11 protein-coding genes are annotated in these 14,525 nt (G+C 62.7%); 4 read left to right on the top strand and 7 right to left on the bottom strand.

Going from position 1 to position 14,525, the window contains the following annotated elements:
• Positions 1–127: 127 nt before the first annotated feature.
• The 3 genes from X760_RS42220 to X760_RS42210 form a co-directional block, all read right to left on the bottom strand.
• The gene (locus tag X760_RS42220; protein WP_023716753.1) at positions 128–1,279 is read right to left on the bottom strand and encodes an efflux RND transporter periplasmic adaptor subunit; all 1,152 of its coding nucleotides are present in this window, start codon (positions 1,277–1,279) and stop codon (positions 128–130) included.
• 62 nt (positions 1,280–1,341) lie between these two features.
• Positions 1,342–1,950, bottom strand: coding sequence for a TetR family transcriptional regulator (locus X760_RS42215; RefSeq protein ID WP_023716752.1), 609 nt, complete (start codon positions 1,948–1,950; stop codon positions 1,342–1,344).
• Positions 1,951–2,200: 250 nt separating this feature from the next.
• A complete protein-coding gene (locus X760_RS42210; RefSeq protein ID WP_023716751.1) occupies positions 2,201–3,841 on the bottom strand; it encodes an acyl-CoA synthetase in 1,641 nt (546 codons plus the stop codon).
• Positions 3,842–4,032: 191 nt separating this feature from the next.
• Here X760_RS42210 and X760_RS42205 point away from each other — a divergent pair, with 191 nt between their 5' ends.
• Positions 4,033–4,998: a sugar-binding transcriptional regulator gene (locus X760_RS42205; RefSeq protein WP_023716750.1), complete on the top strand. Its 966-nt coding sequence runs from the start codon at positions 4,033–4,035 to the stop codon at positions 4,996–4,998.
• Positions 4,999–5,083: 85 nt separating this feature from the next.
• The gene (locus X760_RS42200) at positions 5,084–7,138 is read left to right on the top strand and encodes a bifunctional aldolase/short-chain dehydrogenase (RefSeq protein WP_023716749.1); all 2,055 of its coding nucleotides are present in this window, start codon (positions 5,084–5,086) and stop codon (positions 7,136–7,138) included.
• A gap of 73 nt (positions 7,139–7,211) precedes the next feature.
• Here the strand turns inward: X760_RS42200 and X760_RS42195 are convergent, their stop codons facing one another.
• The 4 genes from X760_RS42195 to X760_RS42180 all read right to left on the bottom strand — a co-directional run bounded on the left by X760_RS42195 (position 7,212) and on the right by X760_RS42180 (position 11,906).
• The gene (locus X760_RS42195; RefSeq protein WP_023716748.1) at positions 7,212–8,057 is read right to left on the bottom strand and encodes an acyl-CoA thioester hydrolase/BAAT C-terminal domain-containing protein; all 846 of its coding nucleotides are present in this window, start codon (positions 8,055–8,057) and stop codon (positions 7,212–7,214) included.
• 156 nt (positions 8,058–8,213) lie between these two features.
• Positions 8,214–9,269, bottom strand: coding sequence for a substrate-binding domain-containing protein (locus X760_RS42190; RefSeq protein WP_023716747.1), 1,056 nt, complete (start codon positions 9,267–9,269; stop codon positions 8,214–8,216).
• A 46-nt stretch (positions 9,270–9,315) separates the two neighbouring features.
• The gene (locus X760_RS42185) at positions 9,316–10,311 is read right to left on the bottom strand and encodes an ABC transporter permease (protein ID WP_023716746.1); all 996 of its coding nucleotides are present in this window, start codon (positions 10,309–10,311) and stop codon (positions 9,316–9,318) included.
• Positions 10,312–10,394: 83 nt separating this feature from the next.
• Positions 10,395–11,906, bottom strand: a complete 1,512-nt coding sequence (locus tag X760_RS42180) for a sugar ABC transporter ATP-binding protein (RefSeq protein WP_023716745.1) — start codon at positions 11,904–11,906, stop codon at positions 10,395–10,397.
• A gap of 135 nt (positions 11,907–12,041) precedes the next feature.
• Between X760_RS42180 and mtnK the strand changes: the two genes are divergently transcribed.
• Both mtnK and mtnA read left to right on the top strand, forming a co-directional pair.
• Positions 12,042–13,313, top strand: coding sequence for an S-methyl-5-thioribose kinase (gene mtnK / locus X760_RS42175; protein WP_023716744.1), 1,272 nt, complete (start codon positions 12,042–12,044; stop codon positions 13,311–13,313).
• Positions 13,310–14,404 carry an S-methyl-5-thioribose-1-phosphate isomerase gene (mtnA, locus tag X760_RS42170; RefSeq protein ID WP_023716743.1) on the top strand — a complete coding sequence of 365 codons (1,095 nt, stop codon included), beginning with the start codon at positions 13,310–13,312 and terminating at the stop codon, positions 14,402–14,404. The genes mtnK and mtnA overlap by 4 nt, the downstream gene beginning before the upstream one ends.
• Positions 14,405–14,525: the final 121 nt, after the last annotated feature.

The following is a 14,525-nucleotide window of genomic DNA, read 5'->3' as shown; positions in this document are numbered from 1 at the left end:
GCGAGGCTTTCCGAGTTGAGAGATCTACATCGCGGTGGGACACGAGGATCGATGTGGGGGTTACATCGACCTGAGATCTCGAAAATCGGGGGCGCCTGCCGCCCGGAAACCGTGAATTGCCTGGCCGTCAGCGCAAGCGCCTTGCGGCGTCATCATCGGCCGAGGCCGACTGTTGTGCTGCATCACCGGTAAGCTTGACTTTCAGATTCTCGGTCATGAACTGCGTGCCGGCAGCGACGACCACATCGCCCGGCTTCAGCCCGTCGGCGACACTGACGCCGTCAGGCGTGAAGGCGGCGACCTTGACCGGATGCGCATGAACGGTACCGCCACTGCGGTCGACGGTCCAGACGATCGATTGGCTGTCCTTTTGTGCCAATGCGCTCAGCGGGATCGACACCAGCTGCTGCCGGTTGCCCGCCGCGGCTTCGATGGAGGCCGTCATGCCAAGCAGCACGTTCGGATCGTTGGGCAGGCTGACGCGAACGGCAAAGGTGCGCGACTGCGGATCGGCGCTGCCGGCGACTTCGCGGACCTTGCCTTCGAGCGTCAGCGCCTCATCGGACCAGAAACCCGCCTTGACGGTCTTGCCCGGCTTGAACTCGGCGATATCGGTTTCGGGAACAGCGATCAGGACTTCCTTCTCGCCGTCGATGGCAACGGTCACCACCGGCGTGCCTGAGCCGACCACCTGGCCGACATCGGCGGCAACGGCGGTGACGATGCCATTCTTGTCCGCCTTGAGATCGGTATAGCGGACCTGGTTCTGTGCCTGGGCAAGCTGCGAGCGGGCGGAGTCGCGCGTGGCGACCGCCTGATTGTAACTGAGCGTCGCCTGCTCGAGCTGCGACTTCGGTGCGAAATTCTTGGCGTAGAGCTGTTCGGCGCGCTTGCGCGTAAGCTCGACTGTCTCGACCTGACGGTCGGCGGCATCGAGGCTGGCCTGAGCGCTTCTCACCGAAAGCTCGTAGTCGGTGGGATCGATGCGGGCGAGAACGTCGCCGGGCTTGACGCGGTCACCGATGTCGACAAGGCGCTCGGTGATCTTGCCGTTGATGCGAAAGCCGAGATTCATCTCGGTGCGGGCGCGCACCGATCCGGAATAGGAGAGCTGACGGGTATCGCTCGCCTTGGCGATCTCGACCACCTTGACCGGGCGGATGATCTCCTTGACCTCGGCTTTCTCCTGCGAGCAGCCGGCGAGGCCGAGAGCGGCAACGACAATCAGTGCCAGGCCGGCGGCCGGTAGCCTGTAGGTGATGGACTTGGACAAAGACACTTTTCGTACTCCCGAACTGTGGGGATGAATTGCCGACATCACCGCCCGACGGGCGGCAACGGTCATTTCTTCAAGGCTCTGATGGCAAACTCGGTAAGCTCGTCCGGCGTCGCCCGGTTCTTCTTGGCGAGGCATTGGGCCATCATCTGCGGATGACAGAGGCTGATAATAGCAGCGCCGAAACACCTGGACGCGATCACCGGATCCTGATCGACGAACTCGCCGGTGGCGATGCCCTCGCGGATCACTTCCGCGACCAATTCGTGGATGCTGTCGATGTGCTTTTCGATGACATGCCAATCGCGTTCGATGGCGACGATGACCATCTCGTGCACTTTCTCCTGGTCGATCATGGTCTCGAGCGTCCACTGATAGTGCGTATGCACATAGCGGCGGAGCTTCTCGCTGGCGGTGCCGGGACCATGGCAGGCTTCGTAGGTCAACCGGTAGCAGGTGGCGAGCATACGGCCGCAAACCGCCTGGTGAATTTCCACCTTGGAGGCGAAGAAGCGATAGATGTTGGCGGTCGACATGCCGAGTTCGCGCGCTATGTCGGCGACGTTGGTCTTGCCGTAGCCGTAGTGGCGGAACAATCGCTCCGCGCAATCCAGGATGCGCGTGACATTTTCCTGGCGGGCGGAATCGGCGGTGGTGTCTAAGGTTTCAAGCATCTCGTTGGCCAAAATTTACGACTGACGAATTTAGAATTTCGTCACTCGTAAATTGAAAACCATCACCTGTCAAGACATGATTTCGGCCAGCTGATGCCACTGATGACAGATGGTGACATCTCTGGACGGAGTTGGCCCATGAAGCGCATGTGGTTCCCGCCGGGCACGCCTGCAACACCGCGCGTCTTTTTGAACGCACAGGATTTTGAAATGATGCCTCCCGAAATCGGTTCCGTTTTCGGGTCAGGCGCTAAGGCTGCTTCGCCATCTCCCGCAGCCGGAACTTCTGGATCTTGCCCGTCGAAGTCTTGGGGATTTCTGCAAAGATCACCGCTTTCGGCACCTTGAAGCGGGCGAGCAGCGCGCGGCAGTGCTCGATGATTTCGGCCTCGGTTGCCGCCTTGCCCGGCTTCAGCTCGACATAGGCGACCGGCACCTCGCCCCATTTGTCGTCGGATCGGGCGACAACGCCACAGGAAGCAACGGCGGGGTGCTTGTAGAGCGCCTCCTCGACCTCGATCGAGGAAATATTCTCGCCGCCGGAGATGATGATGTCCTTGGAACGGTCCTTGAGTTGGATGTAGCCGTCCGGATGCATGACGCCGAGGTCGCCCGAATGGAACCAGCCGCCGGCAAAGGCCTCGTCGCTCGCCTTGCGGTTCTTGAGATAGCCTTTCATGACGATGTTGCCGCGGAACATCACCTCGCCGATCGTCTCACCGTCGGCCGGCATCTCTTGCATCGTCTGCGGGTCCATCACGGTCAGACCTTCGAGCGCGGCATAGCGCACGCCTTGCCTGGCCTTCTTCGCCGCCCTCGCCCCCTTCGCAAGCCGGTCCCACTCGCCATGCCATTCGTTGACGACGGCCGGGCCGTAGGTTTCGGTCAGGCCGTAGAGATGGGTGACGGCAAAACCCGCATCGGCCATGCCCGACAGCACCGCCTCAGGCGGCGGCGCCGCGGCGGTGTTGAAGGTGACGGTCTGCGGAAACTGCCGCTTGTCCTCGTCCCTGGCGTTGATCAGCACCGACATGACGATCGGCGCACCGCAGAGATGGGTGACGCCGTGATCGGCGATGGCGTCATAGATCGGCTTCGGCCGCACCCAGCGCAGGCAGACATGGGTGCCGGCCTGTACGGCAAGCGTCCAGGGAAAGCACCAGCCGTTGCAGTGGAACATCGGCAACGTCCACAGATAGACCGGGTGTTTGCCCATCCCGGCATGGATGGTGTTGGCATAGGCCATCAGTGCCGCGCCCCGATGGTGGCAGACGACGCCCTTCGGATTGCCTGTGGTGCCGGAGGTGTAGTTGAGCGATATGGCGTCCCATTCGTCGTCCGGCATCGACCAGGCGAAATCCTCGTCGCCGCCGGCGACAAACGCCTCGTAGTCGAGCGTGCCGATCCGCAGGCCCTTGGCATAGGGCGCGTCGGCGGCGTAATCGGGATCGTCGTAGTCGATCACCAGCGGCTTGACCTTGGCCAGCGTCAGCGCTTGTCTAACCACGCCGGCGAATTCGCGGTCGACGATCAGCACCTTGGTTTCGGCATGGTCGAGCTGGAAGGCAATGACTGCGGCGTCGAGGCGGGTGTTGAGCGAATGCAGCACCGCCTTGGTCATCGGCACGCCGAAATGCGCTTCCAGCATCGGCGGCGTGTTGGACAGCATGACGGTAACGGTGTCGCCCCTGCCGATGCCGCGCTTCGCCAGCGCCGAGGCAAGCCTCAGCGAGCGCTTCCAGAAATCGCGATAGGTCGTGCGCTGGCGGCCATGGATGATGGCGGTCTGGTCGGGAAACGTTTTTGCCGCCCGCTCAAAATAGGTCAGCGGGCTCAGCGGCTGGTGGTTGGCCGGGTTCCTGTCGAGATCCTGTTCGTAGGGATTGCCCATCCCGTCCTCCGCAATGTGTTCGTCGAGAACTTTAGCTACCGGCTTCCGGCCCGTCACCACCAACGATGCCACGACAGACCGCATTTGGAACAACAATGACGATCTCGATTCGACGGGCGCAAGAGCATTACCTGCCCGCGCCCAATTTGACTTTTGTCGAGAGCCGTGAATAATGTCAGCAAGGAGATGGCATGGCGATCCGACCGGCAGAACAGCTCATCCATAAGGCCGCCTGGCTTTACTATGCACACGGCCTGCGCCAGGACCAGGTGGCCAGCCAGCTCAAGATTTCCCGTGCCTCGGTGGCGATGTATCTGCGCAAGGCGCGCGAGACCGGCATCGTCAACATCTCGACCTCGACCCAGCTTTTCACCGACGACGTGCTGGCACGCAAGCTGGAAGACGCGCTTAAGCTCGACGCGGTCTGGATCGCGCCGGAAAACAGCTATGTCGCCGATCCGTCGACCGACATCGCGGTGCTGGCGGCAAGCGTCTTTCTTGAGTTGGTCAGGAAGGGCGACCGTATCGGCGTCGCCTGGGGGCGGACCATCTACACGATCGCCGACATCATGTCCTATGCCGACCTGCAGGACGTGACGGTGGTGCAGCTCTGCGGCAATCTGGGAGCACCCTATTCGTACCGGCCGGACCAATGCACCATGGAAATCGCGCGCCGGCTCAATGCCAAGGGGCTGAATTTTTACGCGCCGCTGGTGCTGACGACGGAAGAACTGGCACGCGGCCTGCGCGCCGAACCGGTGATCCGCGAGCAGTTGTCGGGTATCGGTGACTGCGACCTGGCGCTATACTCGGTTGGCTCGGTGGATACCGACAGCCATCTGGTCAAATGCGGCGCGCTGACGCCAAGCGAAATGGCTGCATTGCGCAAGGCGGGTGCAGCCGGCGTCATTGCCGGGCAGATCATCGATACCGAAGGCCGGGCGCTCGACTGCAGCTACAACCGCCGGCTGATTTCGGCAGAGCTGTCATCGCTGCGCCAGATCGAAAAGCGCCTTGTGGTGGTGCAGGAAGAGAGCAAGTTCGAACCGCTCGTCGCGGCGATCGCCGGCGGGCTCTGCACCCATCTCGTCGTCGGCGCGCGCATGGCGCGACGGCTGCTCGACCATGCCGGAGCAGTAGCAGAAAAGGTCGCCTGATACCTAGTTTCAGTCGCCGACGCATTGTCATCAGGGCGTCGCGGCATTCCTGTTCACAACAAAAGAGAAATCGGACGAAGCTGACATGAAGAACCTGTGGAATGACGGCGACGCGGAGGAGCTGGTCGCCGACTATGCAAAGAAGGGTGTGGCCCGCGACCTGGCGCTGCGCGTCTATACGACCAGGCTGCTGGGCGGCGAGCCGCGGCTCGTCCTGCATGGCGGCGGCAACACCTCGTGCAAGACCAAGGCCACCGATCTTGTCGGCGACGAATGGGACGTGCTCTGCGTCAAGGGCAGCGGCTGGGACATGGGCGTCATCGAGCCGCAGGGCCTGCCGGCGGTCAAGCTCGGCGCGCTGTTGAAGGCGCGGTCGCTCAAGAAGCTCTCCGACGAGGACATGGTCGCGCTGCAGCGGGCGAACCTGATCGATCCGTCCTCGCCCAACCCTTCGGTCGAGACGCTGCTGCACGCCTTCCTGCCGCACAAATTCGTTGACCACACGCATTCGACCGCAATCCTGGCCATCGTCGACCAGGAGGACAGCGAGGCGCTGAGCAGAAAAGTGTTCGGCGAGAAAATGGGGTTCGTGCCTTACATCATGCCGGGCTTCGATCTGGCGAAGGCTGCCGCCGATGTTTTCGACGCCGACCCGACGGTCGAAGGCCTGATCCTCGACAAGCACGGCATTTTCACCTTCGGCGACGATGCCAGGCAGGCCTATGACCGGATGATCCATTATGTGAACGTCGCCGAGGATTTCATCGCCAGCCACGGCAAGCCGCGCACCGAAAAAGCGGCCTTGCCGGCCAGATTGGCCAAGCCCGCGGACATTGCGCCGATGCTGCGCGGCGCGGTGGCGGTGGCACGCGGCGAAGGCCGCTTCGACCGCATGGTCAGCGATTTCCGCACCTCGGATGCGATCGTCGATTTCATCAATTCGGCTAGAATTGCCGACTATGCCGGACGCGGCGTGTCGACGCCCGACCTGTCGATCCGCATCAAGACCGGACCGATGGCACTGCCGGCGCCCGACGCGGACAATGTCGGCGACTACAAATCCGTCATCCGCCAGCATGTCGAAAAATTCGCCAAGGACTATCGCGCCTATTTCGAAACCAACGATGCGCTCGACGACGTGAAGCGCACCATGCTCGACACGATGCCACGGCTGACGCTGGTGCCCGGCCTCGGCATGTTCGGCCACGGCCGCACGCTCAAGGACGCGAAGATCGCCTCCGACGTCGGCGAAATGTGGATCGAGGCGGTACGCGGCGCCGAAGCCGTCGGCGATTTCCGCCCGCTCTCCAAAGCCGATCTGTTCCCGCTCGAATACTGGTCGCTGGAACAGGCCAAACTCGCCGCCAACAAGCCGAAGCCGCTGACCGGCCAGGTGGTACTGGTCACCGGCGGCGCCGGCGCGATCGGTGCTGCCACGGCAAAGCTATTCGCCGACAACGGTGCCCATGCGGTGGTCGTCGATGTCGACGGGTCAAGAGCTGCCGAGGCCGCCAAAAAAGCCGGTAACGGTTCGATCGGCATTGGCGCCGACATCACCGATCCGGAGCAGATGCGCGCTGCGTTCGACAAAGCCGTCGCCGTCTTCGGCGGCCTCGACATTCTCGTCTCCAATGCGGGCGCAGCCTGGGAGGGCCGGATCGGCGAGCTCGACGACGCCACTTTGCGCAAAAGTTTCGAACTCAATTTCTTCGCCCACCAGTCGGCGGCGCAGAATGCCGTGCGCATCATGCTCGAACAGGGCACCGGCGGCGTGCTGTTGTTCAATACCTCCAAGCAGGCGATCAATCCGGGACCGAAGTTCGGCGCTTACGGCATCCCGAAGGCGGCAACGCTGTTCATGTCCAGGCAATATGCGCTCGACTACGGCGCGCAAGGCATCCGCTCCAATGCCGTCAACGCCGACCGCATCCGTTCGGGGCTGTTGACCGACGCCATGATCGCCAGCCGCTCGGGCGCGCGCGGCGTATCGGAGAAGGAGTACATGTCCGGCAACCTGCTCGGGCAGGAAGTGATGGCCGAAGACGTCGCCCAGGCCTTTCTGCATCAAGCGCTGGCCGATCGGACCACAGCCGATGTGACGACGGTCGACGGCGGCAACATCGCGGCGGCGCTGCGGTAGGCGGAACCGGCCGAGACAGGCACGCAACTCGGAATTTTGCGACACGGCCATGGAAGGCATTCTCGAACTGCTACTACAGCAGGCCTCGGATGCCTTCCCAAGCCTTTCTGCCCAGCTTTGAATCGGCCTCGTCATTGCCTCCATGTGCGTGCAATGTCGAGCGTGGTGTGCTCTCGCCTGGCAACAGAATGCGGTGTCCCGCATCCGGCGACGAAATGAGATGAGTGACCTTACCTGCTTCGCCGCGCCGCCTAATAATATCTCGGGCGAACGATAGGGAAGGCCACAGCGCATCGTTGCCACCGGCGACAAGCAGAAGCTCGGCCGATATGGTCTCAACGGGGATGGTCGCCGCATTCGCTTCGCTCTTGAAGGTTTTCAAACAGCATTTGAAAAGCCCCCTGTAAGATACCAGGCCATCCACATACTCTCGTGTCCAATCTGGATCTGCCGGCACAAACGGCAGCGCGATACCGTTGAGCGACCATGAGGATCGTTCAGGCCAACTGGCACCATCCCGGCCCGCACCGATATTCCCCCAAACTACCGATGACGGGCTGATCGCGACCACCGCGTTGATTCGCTGGTCATGGACCGCGGCAAGCAATGAGGCCTCGGCACCTTTGGATGTGCCGACATAAACGATGCGACGGCACCCTGTTTCAATGAGATAGTCTGTTGCTGCAAAGAACGTTTCCAGGGGAATTTCACATATTCCCGGAATCTGGCCCTCGCCGCCAAACCACTGCAACGCCAAGGCCGACGTACCGGCATCTGTAAAAAGCCGCGCGCGCCCGACATCAACACGACCACTCGATCCACCCAACACCACAACGCCCGTGGTGGCCTGCGAGCGTCGGAAAAATGTTCCGGCGACGACACCGGTCGGACTTTCCTCTCTTACCGCATGCGCCTCCATGTACCCGTCGAATCCTGGGTTCAACCGTCCAATCGGCCTGCAAATCGGAGACTGCGACAATTGAAATTCGGCAGTCCGGCGCGCCAGACATCTTCGACAAAAAAGCCGCCTGCAGCAAGCTGCTGCAGGCGGCTATTGTTTTGCTCGTGCCGAAAGTTACTTCGCGTTCGGGTTCGGCATCCAGGCCGGCATGGCGACATCGGCATGGGCGAACTGCGGCAGCTTGGCCGAGAGGTCTTCCATGTTCTTGATGTCCTTGTCGAGCAGGTCCTTCTGGGTGATCAGCGTCGGTGGCACGATGACGTTGTGGCCGGGATCTTCGCCGGCCAAGAGCTGCGCCAGCGCACGCACCGAGACCTGGCCGACGACGGCCGGGTTGGTGGCGGCGGTTGCCGCCCAGGCGCTGTCGGGCTCGCGCATCGCGGCGATGTCGGAGGTCGAGATGTCGGCCGAATAGATCTTGATATCCTTGTTCAGCCCGGCCTCGTCGACGGCGATCTTTACGCCCTTGGCGAATTCGTCATAGGGCGCGAACATCACCTTGATGTCGGGATGAGCCGACAACACCGAGCGAGCCTGGTTGGCAACCGAATTGGCGATCGGATTGTCGAGCGTGCCGAACATGGCGGCTTCGTTGATGCCCGAATATTTCTTCTTGAATTCGACCCAGGTCTCGTTGCGGCGATCGAGCGGGGCGATGCCGGCGACATAGACATAGCCGGCCTTCCAGCTCTCGCCATTGTCTTTGACCGCCTGTTCGAGCGCCAGGCGCGCGAGGTCGCGGTCGGACTGTTCGATCTGCGGGATCTTGGGGTTTTCGACATTGACGTCGAAGGCGACGACCTTGATGCCGGCATCGACGGCACGCTGGGCGGCGTCCTTCATCGATTCCGTCAATCCGTGCTGGATGATGATGCCCTGGACGCCGAGCGCGATGGCCTGGTCGACCATGTCCGCCTGAAGCGCCGCGTCCTGACGGCTGTCGAGCACGCGCAGGTCGACGCCGAGCGCCTTGGCCTGCGCCTCAACGCCGGAGAGATAGGCCTGGAAGAAGTCGCCGGTCGAGAGATAGCGGACCAGCGCGATCTTGACGGCACCCGGCTTGTCGAACGGCGCCGGCCTGTCCTGCGCAATTGCCGGCAACTGCATCAGCAATGTTGCGCCGGCAAGCCCGAGCGCTGCTTTCCCCAAAAGTCTTCTTGTGATGTTCACGTCGTTTCCTCCACTTGTTGAACCCAAAATGTGACCCGGTCGAACCCTATCTCCTGCCCCTGCCGGACAGGGCGAAGGTGAAGACAAGGGCGACCACGAGAACCACGCCCTTGACGAAATCCTGCGTGTAGTAAGGCGCGTTCATCATCGTCAGGCCCTGCAGCAGCACGCCGACAAACACCGCGCCGACGGCCGTGCCGAAGGCGTTCGGTTTGGCGGCGCCGAGAACCGCGTAACCGATGAGTGCCGCAGCCACCGCGTCGAGCAACAGATTATTACCCGAGGCGATGTCGCCGCGTCCAAGCCGGGCGGCGAGCAAAATGCCGCCGATCGAGGCAAAAACCCCAGAAATAACGTAGGCCCAGATTTTGTATGCCTTGACAGGCGCGCCGGCGAGTTCGGCAGCGCGCTCGTTGCTGCCGACGGCGTACATCATGCGGCCGAAACGGGTGTATTCGAGAAAGAACCAGATCAGCACCGCCAGCACGAGCAGGACGACGACCGACACCGGAATGAGGTTCGGGATGAAGAAATCGAAGCGATGGCGGCCAAGCGCCAGGAACGCGGCGCCGAAGCTGCCGTTGGCGACCGAGCCGTCGGGCATGGTCATGCCGGTGGCGATCGAACGGCCCTCGGTAGGGATGCGCTGCAGGCCGACGAGCAGGAACATCATGCCGAGCGTCGCTAAAAGGTCCGGCACCCGCATATAGACGATCAGCCAGCCATTGATGAGGCCGACAACGGCGCCGATCACAAGACAGGCGACGACCGCCACGACGGCATTCTGCTCCAGCACCACCATGACGTAGGCAGCCGCCATCATGGCGCTGGTGGCGACCGAGCCGATCGACAAGTCGAAGCCGCCGACGACCAGCGTGGCGGTGACGCCGAGCGCCAGAACGCCGGTGATGGCGACCGACTGGAAGATGAAGACGGCGCTTTGCGGCGACACGAAGCCATCGGCGGCAATGGCGAAATAGGCGATCAGACCGAACAACAGGACGATGAAGCCATACCGGATGGCACGGTCGCGCAGGATCATTCAGCGCTCCCGCACGCTGGCACTGTCTTTACCCAACCTGAACTCATGCCCTCTCCATTCCAATTCTCATCGTCTTCCTGCCGTCAGGCTGCGCTGTGCAACGGCCCGCCCGCCACTTCGGCCAGCAGCCGCTCGAGATCGACATCGGTGTTGCGGTGCTCGCCGACGATCGTCTGCTCCGACATCACCAGAATGCGATCGGCCGTCTCCAGGGCTTCGTCCAGTTCGGTGACGAACAGCAGCGTCGCGCGGCCGCTGGCGCTGGCCCGCAGCTTGGCGGCGATATCGCGCCTGGCCGAAATGTCGACGCCCTGAAATGGCTCGTCGAGGATGAAAAGCCTTGCGGTCTGCGATATCCAGCGGGCGACCATCACCTTCTGCTGATTGCCGCCGGAAAGCGACGACATCTCGTCCTTCTCCGAGCGGCAGACGATGCCCAACTCCTGGATCTGCTGGCGGGCAATGGCGCGTTCGATGCGGCGCTTGAGGACGCCGAGACGCGACATTCGCCTGTGGAACGGCAGGCTGATATTTTCCTGGATGTTGAAGTCGCCGACGATGCCGTTTTCGCCCCGGTCCTTGGCGACGAGAAACACGCCGGCGGCAATCGCTTCGCCCGTCGACGCCGGAGCATAGGGTTTCCCGTTCAGCACCATGGTCCCGGACAGCGGCTGGCGCAAGCCGAACAGCGTCTCGGCGAGCGCGGTCTTGCCGACGCCGACGAGGCCGGTGATGGCGACGACCTCGCCGTCGCCGAGCGTCAGCGAAATCGGCCTGGCGCCTTCGGCAATCCGCAAGCCGTCGGCAATAAAAATTGATTTGGCCGAATTCCTGGCGACGATCCGCTCGAGTTGGATCTTGCGGCCGAGCATGGCGTTGACCGCACCTTCATAGTCCAGCGGCTTCCTGTCGAAGATACCTGAGATGACCCCGTCGCGCATCGAAATGATGCGGTCGGCAAGCCGTCTGATGTCAGACATACGGTGCGAAATATAGAGAATGGCCACGCCTTGCTGGCGAAGCCGGTCGAGCAATGCGAACAGCCGGTCGGCTTCGGCACTGGACAGCGAGGAGGTCGGCTCGTCGAGGATCAGCACTTTCGGCCGGTGCGCCATGGCGCGGGCGATCGCCACCATCTGACGATCGGCCAGCGAGAGGTCACTGATGCGGGCCTTGAGGTCGATGGCCAGCCCCATGCGGTCGGCAACCGCCTTGGCCTCACGGCGCACCCGGCCTGGATTGAACAGCGTCGGCACGCCGCTGCCGCTCAGCCTGTCGAGCGTGAGGTTGGTTGCGACGTCGAGGTCGGCGACGACGCCGTCATTGATGTTCTGGTGGACGGTGACGACGCCGGCGCAGATCGCCTCGGCCGGCGTTTTCGGCGCAAAGTCCTGACCGACAAGCGACATCGAGCCGCCGCCATGGTCGTAGACGCCGCTGATGATCTTGACGAGGGTGGATTTGCCGGCGCCGTTGGCACCCATCAGCACGGTGACTTCGCCGGCATGCAATTCGAGCGAGACGCCGCCAAGCACCTCGATATGGCCAAAGGATTTCCTCAGGCCGTCGACGCGGAACACGGCATCATTGCCCATTCGTTCCTCCCTGACCGTGACGCTATGGGCTATATCGGCAATTGTCAACACGATTGACAATTGCTAGCGGGCTTCCTAGCTTGGCCCGACCGCCATGGCTCCGCTATCATCGGAGCACATAAGCGGGAGGTGAGGATGACTGGGAAATCGCCGTTCGAAGCACTGTCGGTCGAGACACTGGCGGGCCGTCTCCGTGCCAACGGGGCCCTGTGTTCGCAGATCGGCAAGGATACGAGCCGCTGGAAGGTCCGTGAAGTCGGCGACGGCAATCTGAACCTGGTGTTCATTGTCGAGGGTGCTGAGGGTGCGGCCGTGGTCAAGCAGGCCCTGCCCTACGTCCGGCTGGTCGGCGACAGCTGGCCGCTGCCGTTGAAACGCTCCTTATTCGAATATCATGCGCTGACGCGGCAACAGGCGCGGGCGCCGGGTTCCGTGCCTGATATCTATCACTTCGACGAAGGCCAGGCGCTGATCATCATGGAATATCTGTCGCCGCACATTATCCTGCGGCGGGCGCTGATCGAGGGCCGGCAACTGCCTAACATCGCGAAAGACATCGGCCTGTTCATGGCCCGCACGCTGTTTCGCGGCTCCGACCTCAGCATGGCGACCAAGGACCGCAAGGCCGATCTGGCGCTGTTCGCCGACAATGTCGAACTCTGTGACATCACCGAGAACCTGGTTTTCTCGGACCCGTATTTCGATGCTAAGATGAACCGGCACACCAGCCCGCAGCTCGATGGCATTGTCGCCGAACTGCGCGCCGACCGCGACCTCAAGGTCGAGGCGCAGCGGATGAAGCACCTCTTCGCCGCCAATGCCGAGACGCTGCTGCATGGCGACCTGCATTCCGGCTCGATCATGGTCACCGACACCGAAACACGGATGATCGACCCCGAATTCGCCTTCTACGGCCCGATCGCCTTCGATGTTGGCATGCTGCTCGCCAATTTCTGGATGGCGTTCTTCTCGCAGCGCGGCCATGAGCAGAATGGCAAGCGCGACGCCATGCGCGCCTATCTGCTCGACGTCACGGTCGATACATGGTCGGCATTCCGCGCCGAGTTCTCGCATCTGTGGCGAACCGAGCGTGACGGCATGCTCTACCAGAAGAGCCTGTTCGAGGATCAGGGCGACAGGCTTGGCGCCGAGCAGGCGCTCGACCACATGCTGCATTCGATCTGGACCGATCTGCTCGGCTTTGCCGGCGTCGAGGTTCACCGGCGAATTCTCGGACTTGCCCACAATGCCGATTTCGAGACCATTGCCGATCAGGATCTGCGCGCCAGATGTGAGGCAAAGGCGCTGAAATTCGGCCGTCACCTCGCCGTCAACCGGCGCCAGATCCACAGCATCGACGAGGTCAACCAATTGGCCGCGCTGATCGAACGGGAGAGCAGGATTTGAACGTCGGTGACCGCCACTACCGCACGATCTGGCCGAGTGACGACGGGCGTTCGGTGGAGATCATTGACCAGCGCTGGCTGCCGCATGATTTCCGCATCGAAAAGATCGATACCGTCGCCGGCATCGCCACGGCAATCCGCGACATGTGGGTGCGCGGGGCGCCGCTGATCGGCGTCACTGCCGCCTATGGCGTCGCCATGCAGATGGCCGACGATCCGTCGGATGCGGCGCTCGACGCCGTCTGGGCAACCCTGCACGAAACGCGCCCGACGGCGATCAATTTGCGGTGGGCGCTGAATGAAATGCAGCGCTTCCTGCTGGCGCTTCCCCTGGCAGAACGTGCCGCAGCCGCCTATCGGCGTGCCGGCGAGATCGCCGACGAGGATGTCGGCCTCAACCGCGCCATCGGCGCCCATGGGCTCGAAATCATCAAGACGATCGCGGCGCGCAAGCAGCCGGGCGAACCGGTCAATATCCTGACCCACTGCAACGCCGGCTGGCTGGCCACCGTCGACTACGGCACCGCCACCGCGCCGATCTATCTGGCGACGGAAGCCGGCATTCCAGTCCACGTCTATGTCGACGAAACGCGACCGCGCAACCAGGGCGCCCAATTGACCGCCTGGGAGATGGCCGGCCACGGCGTGCCGCACACGCTGATCGTCGACAATGCCGGCGGCCATCTGATGCAGCGCGGCCAGGTCGACATGGTCGTCGTCGGCACCGACAGGACCACCGCCGACGGCGATGTCTGCAACAAGATCGGTACCTATCTCAAGGCACTGGCCGCCGCGGACAACGACGTGCCGTTCTATGTCGCGCTGCCGTCGCCGACGATCGACTGGACGGTGGGGGACGGGTTGGCCGAAATCCCGATCGAGCAGCGTTCGCCCGACGAGGTCTCGCTGGTCTGGGGCAAGACCGCTTCCGGCGAGATTGCCCAGGTCCGCGTGTCGCCGGAAGCCACGCCGGCGGCCAACCCTGCCTTCGACGTGACGCCGGCGCGGCTGGTCACCGGCTTGATCACCGAACGCGGCGTCGCCACGGCCTCGCGCGAAGGCCTGAAGGCGATGTTTCCCGAGCGCGGATGATCCGCTTTGGAGTGCCAGGAGGAGCCCTGGATTTTGCCTGATCTCACGATTTCTTGAACACGGCGCGGTTAAAAACGTCCGTTGCCTGTCCCAGATGGACGGTCGTATGCGTAGCGGCGGG

Source organism: Mesorhizobium sp. LSHC420B00 (assembly GCF_000503055.1).
Lineage (GTDB): Bacteria > Pseudomonadota > Alphaproteobacteria > Rhizobiales > Rhizobiaceae > Mesorhizobium.
The sequence above is the reverse complement of the archived record's forward strand: the minus strand, read 5'-3'. Positions and strand labels throughout refer to the sequence as shown.

Excerpts from the sequence above, each read along its gene's own strand:
- X760_RS42215 (WP_023716752.1), bottom strand. The coding sequence starts at position 1,950 with ATGCTTGAAACCTTAGACACCACCGCCGATTCCGCCCGCCAGGAAAAT.
- X760_RS42210 (WP_023716751.1), bottom strand. The coding sequence starts at position 3,841 with ATGGGCAATCCCTACGAACAGGATCTCGACAGGAACCCGGCCAACCAC.
- X760_RS42205 (WP_023716750.1), top strand. The coding sequence starts at position 4,033 with ATGGCGATCCGACCGGCAGAACAGCTCATCCATAAGGCCGCCTGGCTT.
- X760_RS42200 (WP_023716749.1), top strand. The coding sequence starts at position 5,084 with ATGAAGAACCTGTGGAATGACGGCGACGCGGAGGAGCTGGTCGCCGAC.
- X760_RS42195 (WP_023716748.1), bottom strand. The coding sequence starts at position 8,057 with ATGGAGGCGCATGCGGTAAGAGAGGAAAGTCCGACCGGTGTCGTCGCC.
- X760_RS42185 (WP_023716746.1), bottom strand. The coding sequence starts at position 10,311 with ATGATCCTGCGCGACCGTGCCATCCGGTATGGCTTCATCGTCCTGTTG.
- X760_RS42180 (WP_023716745.1), bottom strand. The coding sequence starts at position 11,906 with ATGGGCAATGATGCCGTGTTCCGCGTCGACGGCCTGAGGAAATCCTTT.
- mtnK (WP_023716744.1), top strand. The coding sequence starts at position 12,042 with ATGACTGGGAAATCGCCGTTCGAAGCACTGTCGGTCGAGACACTGGCG.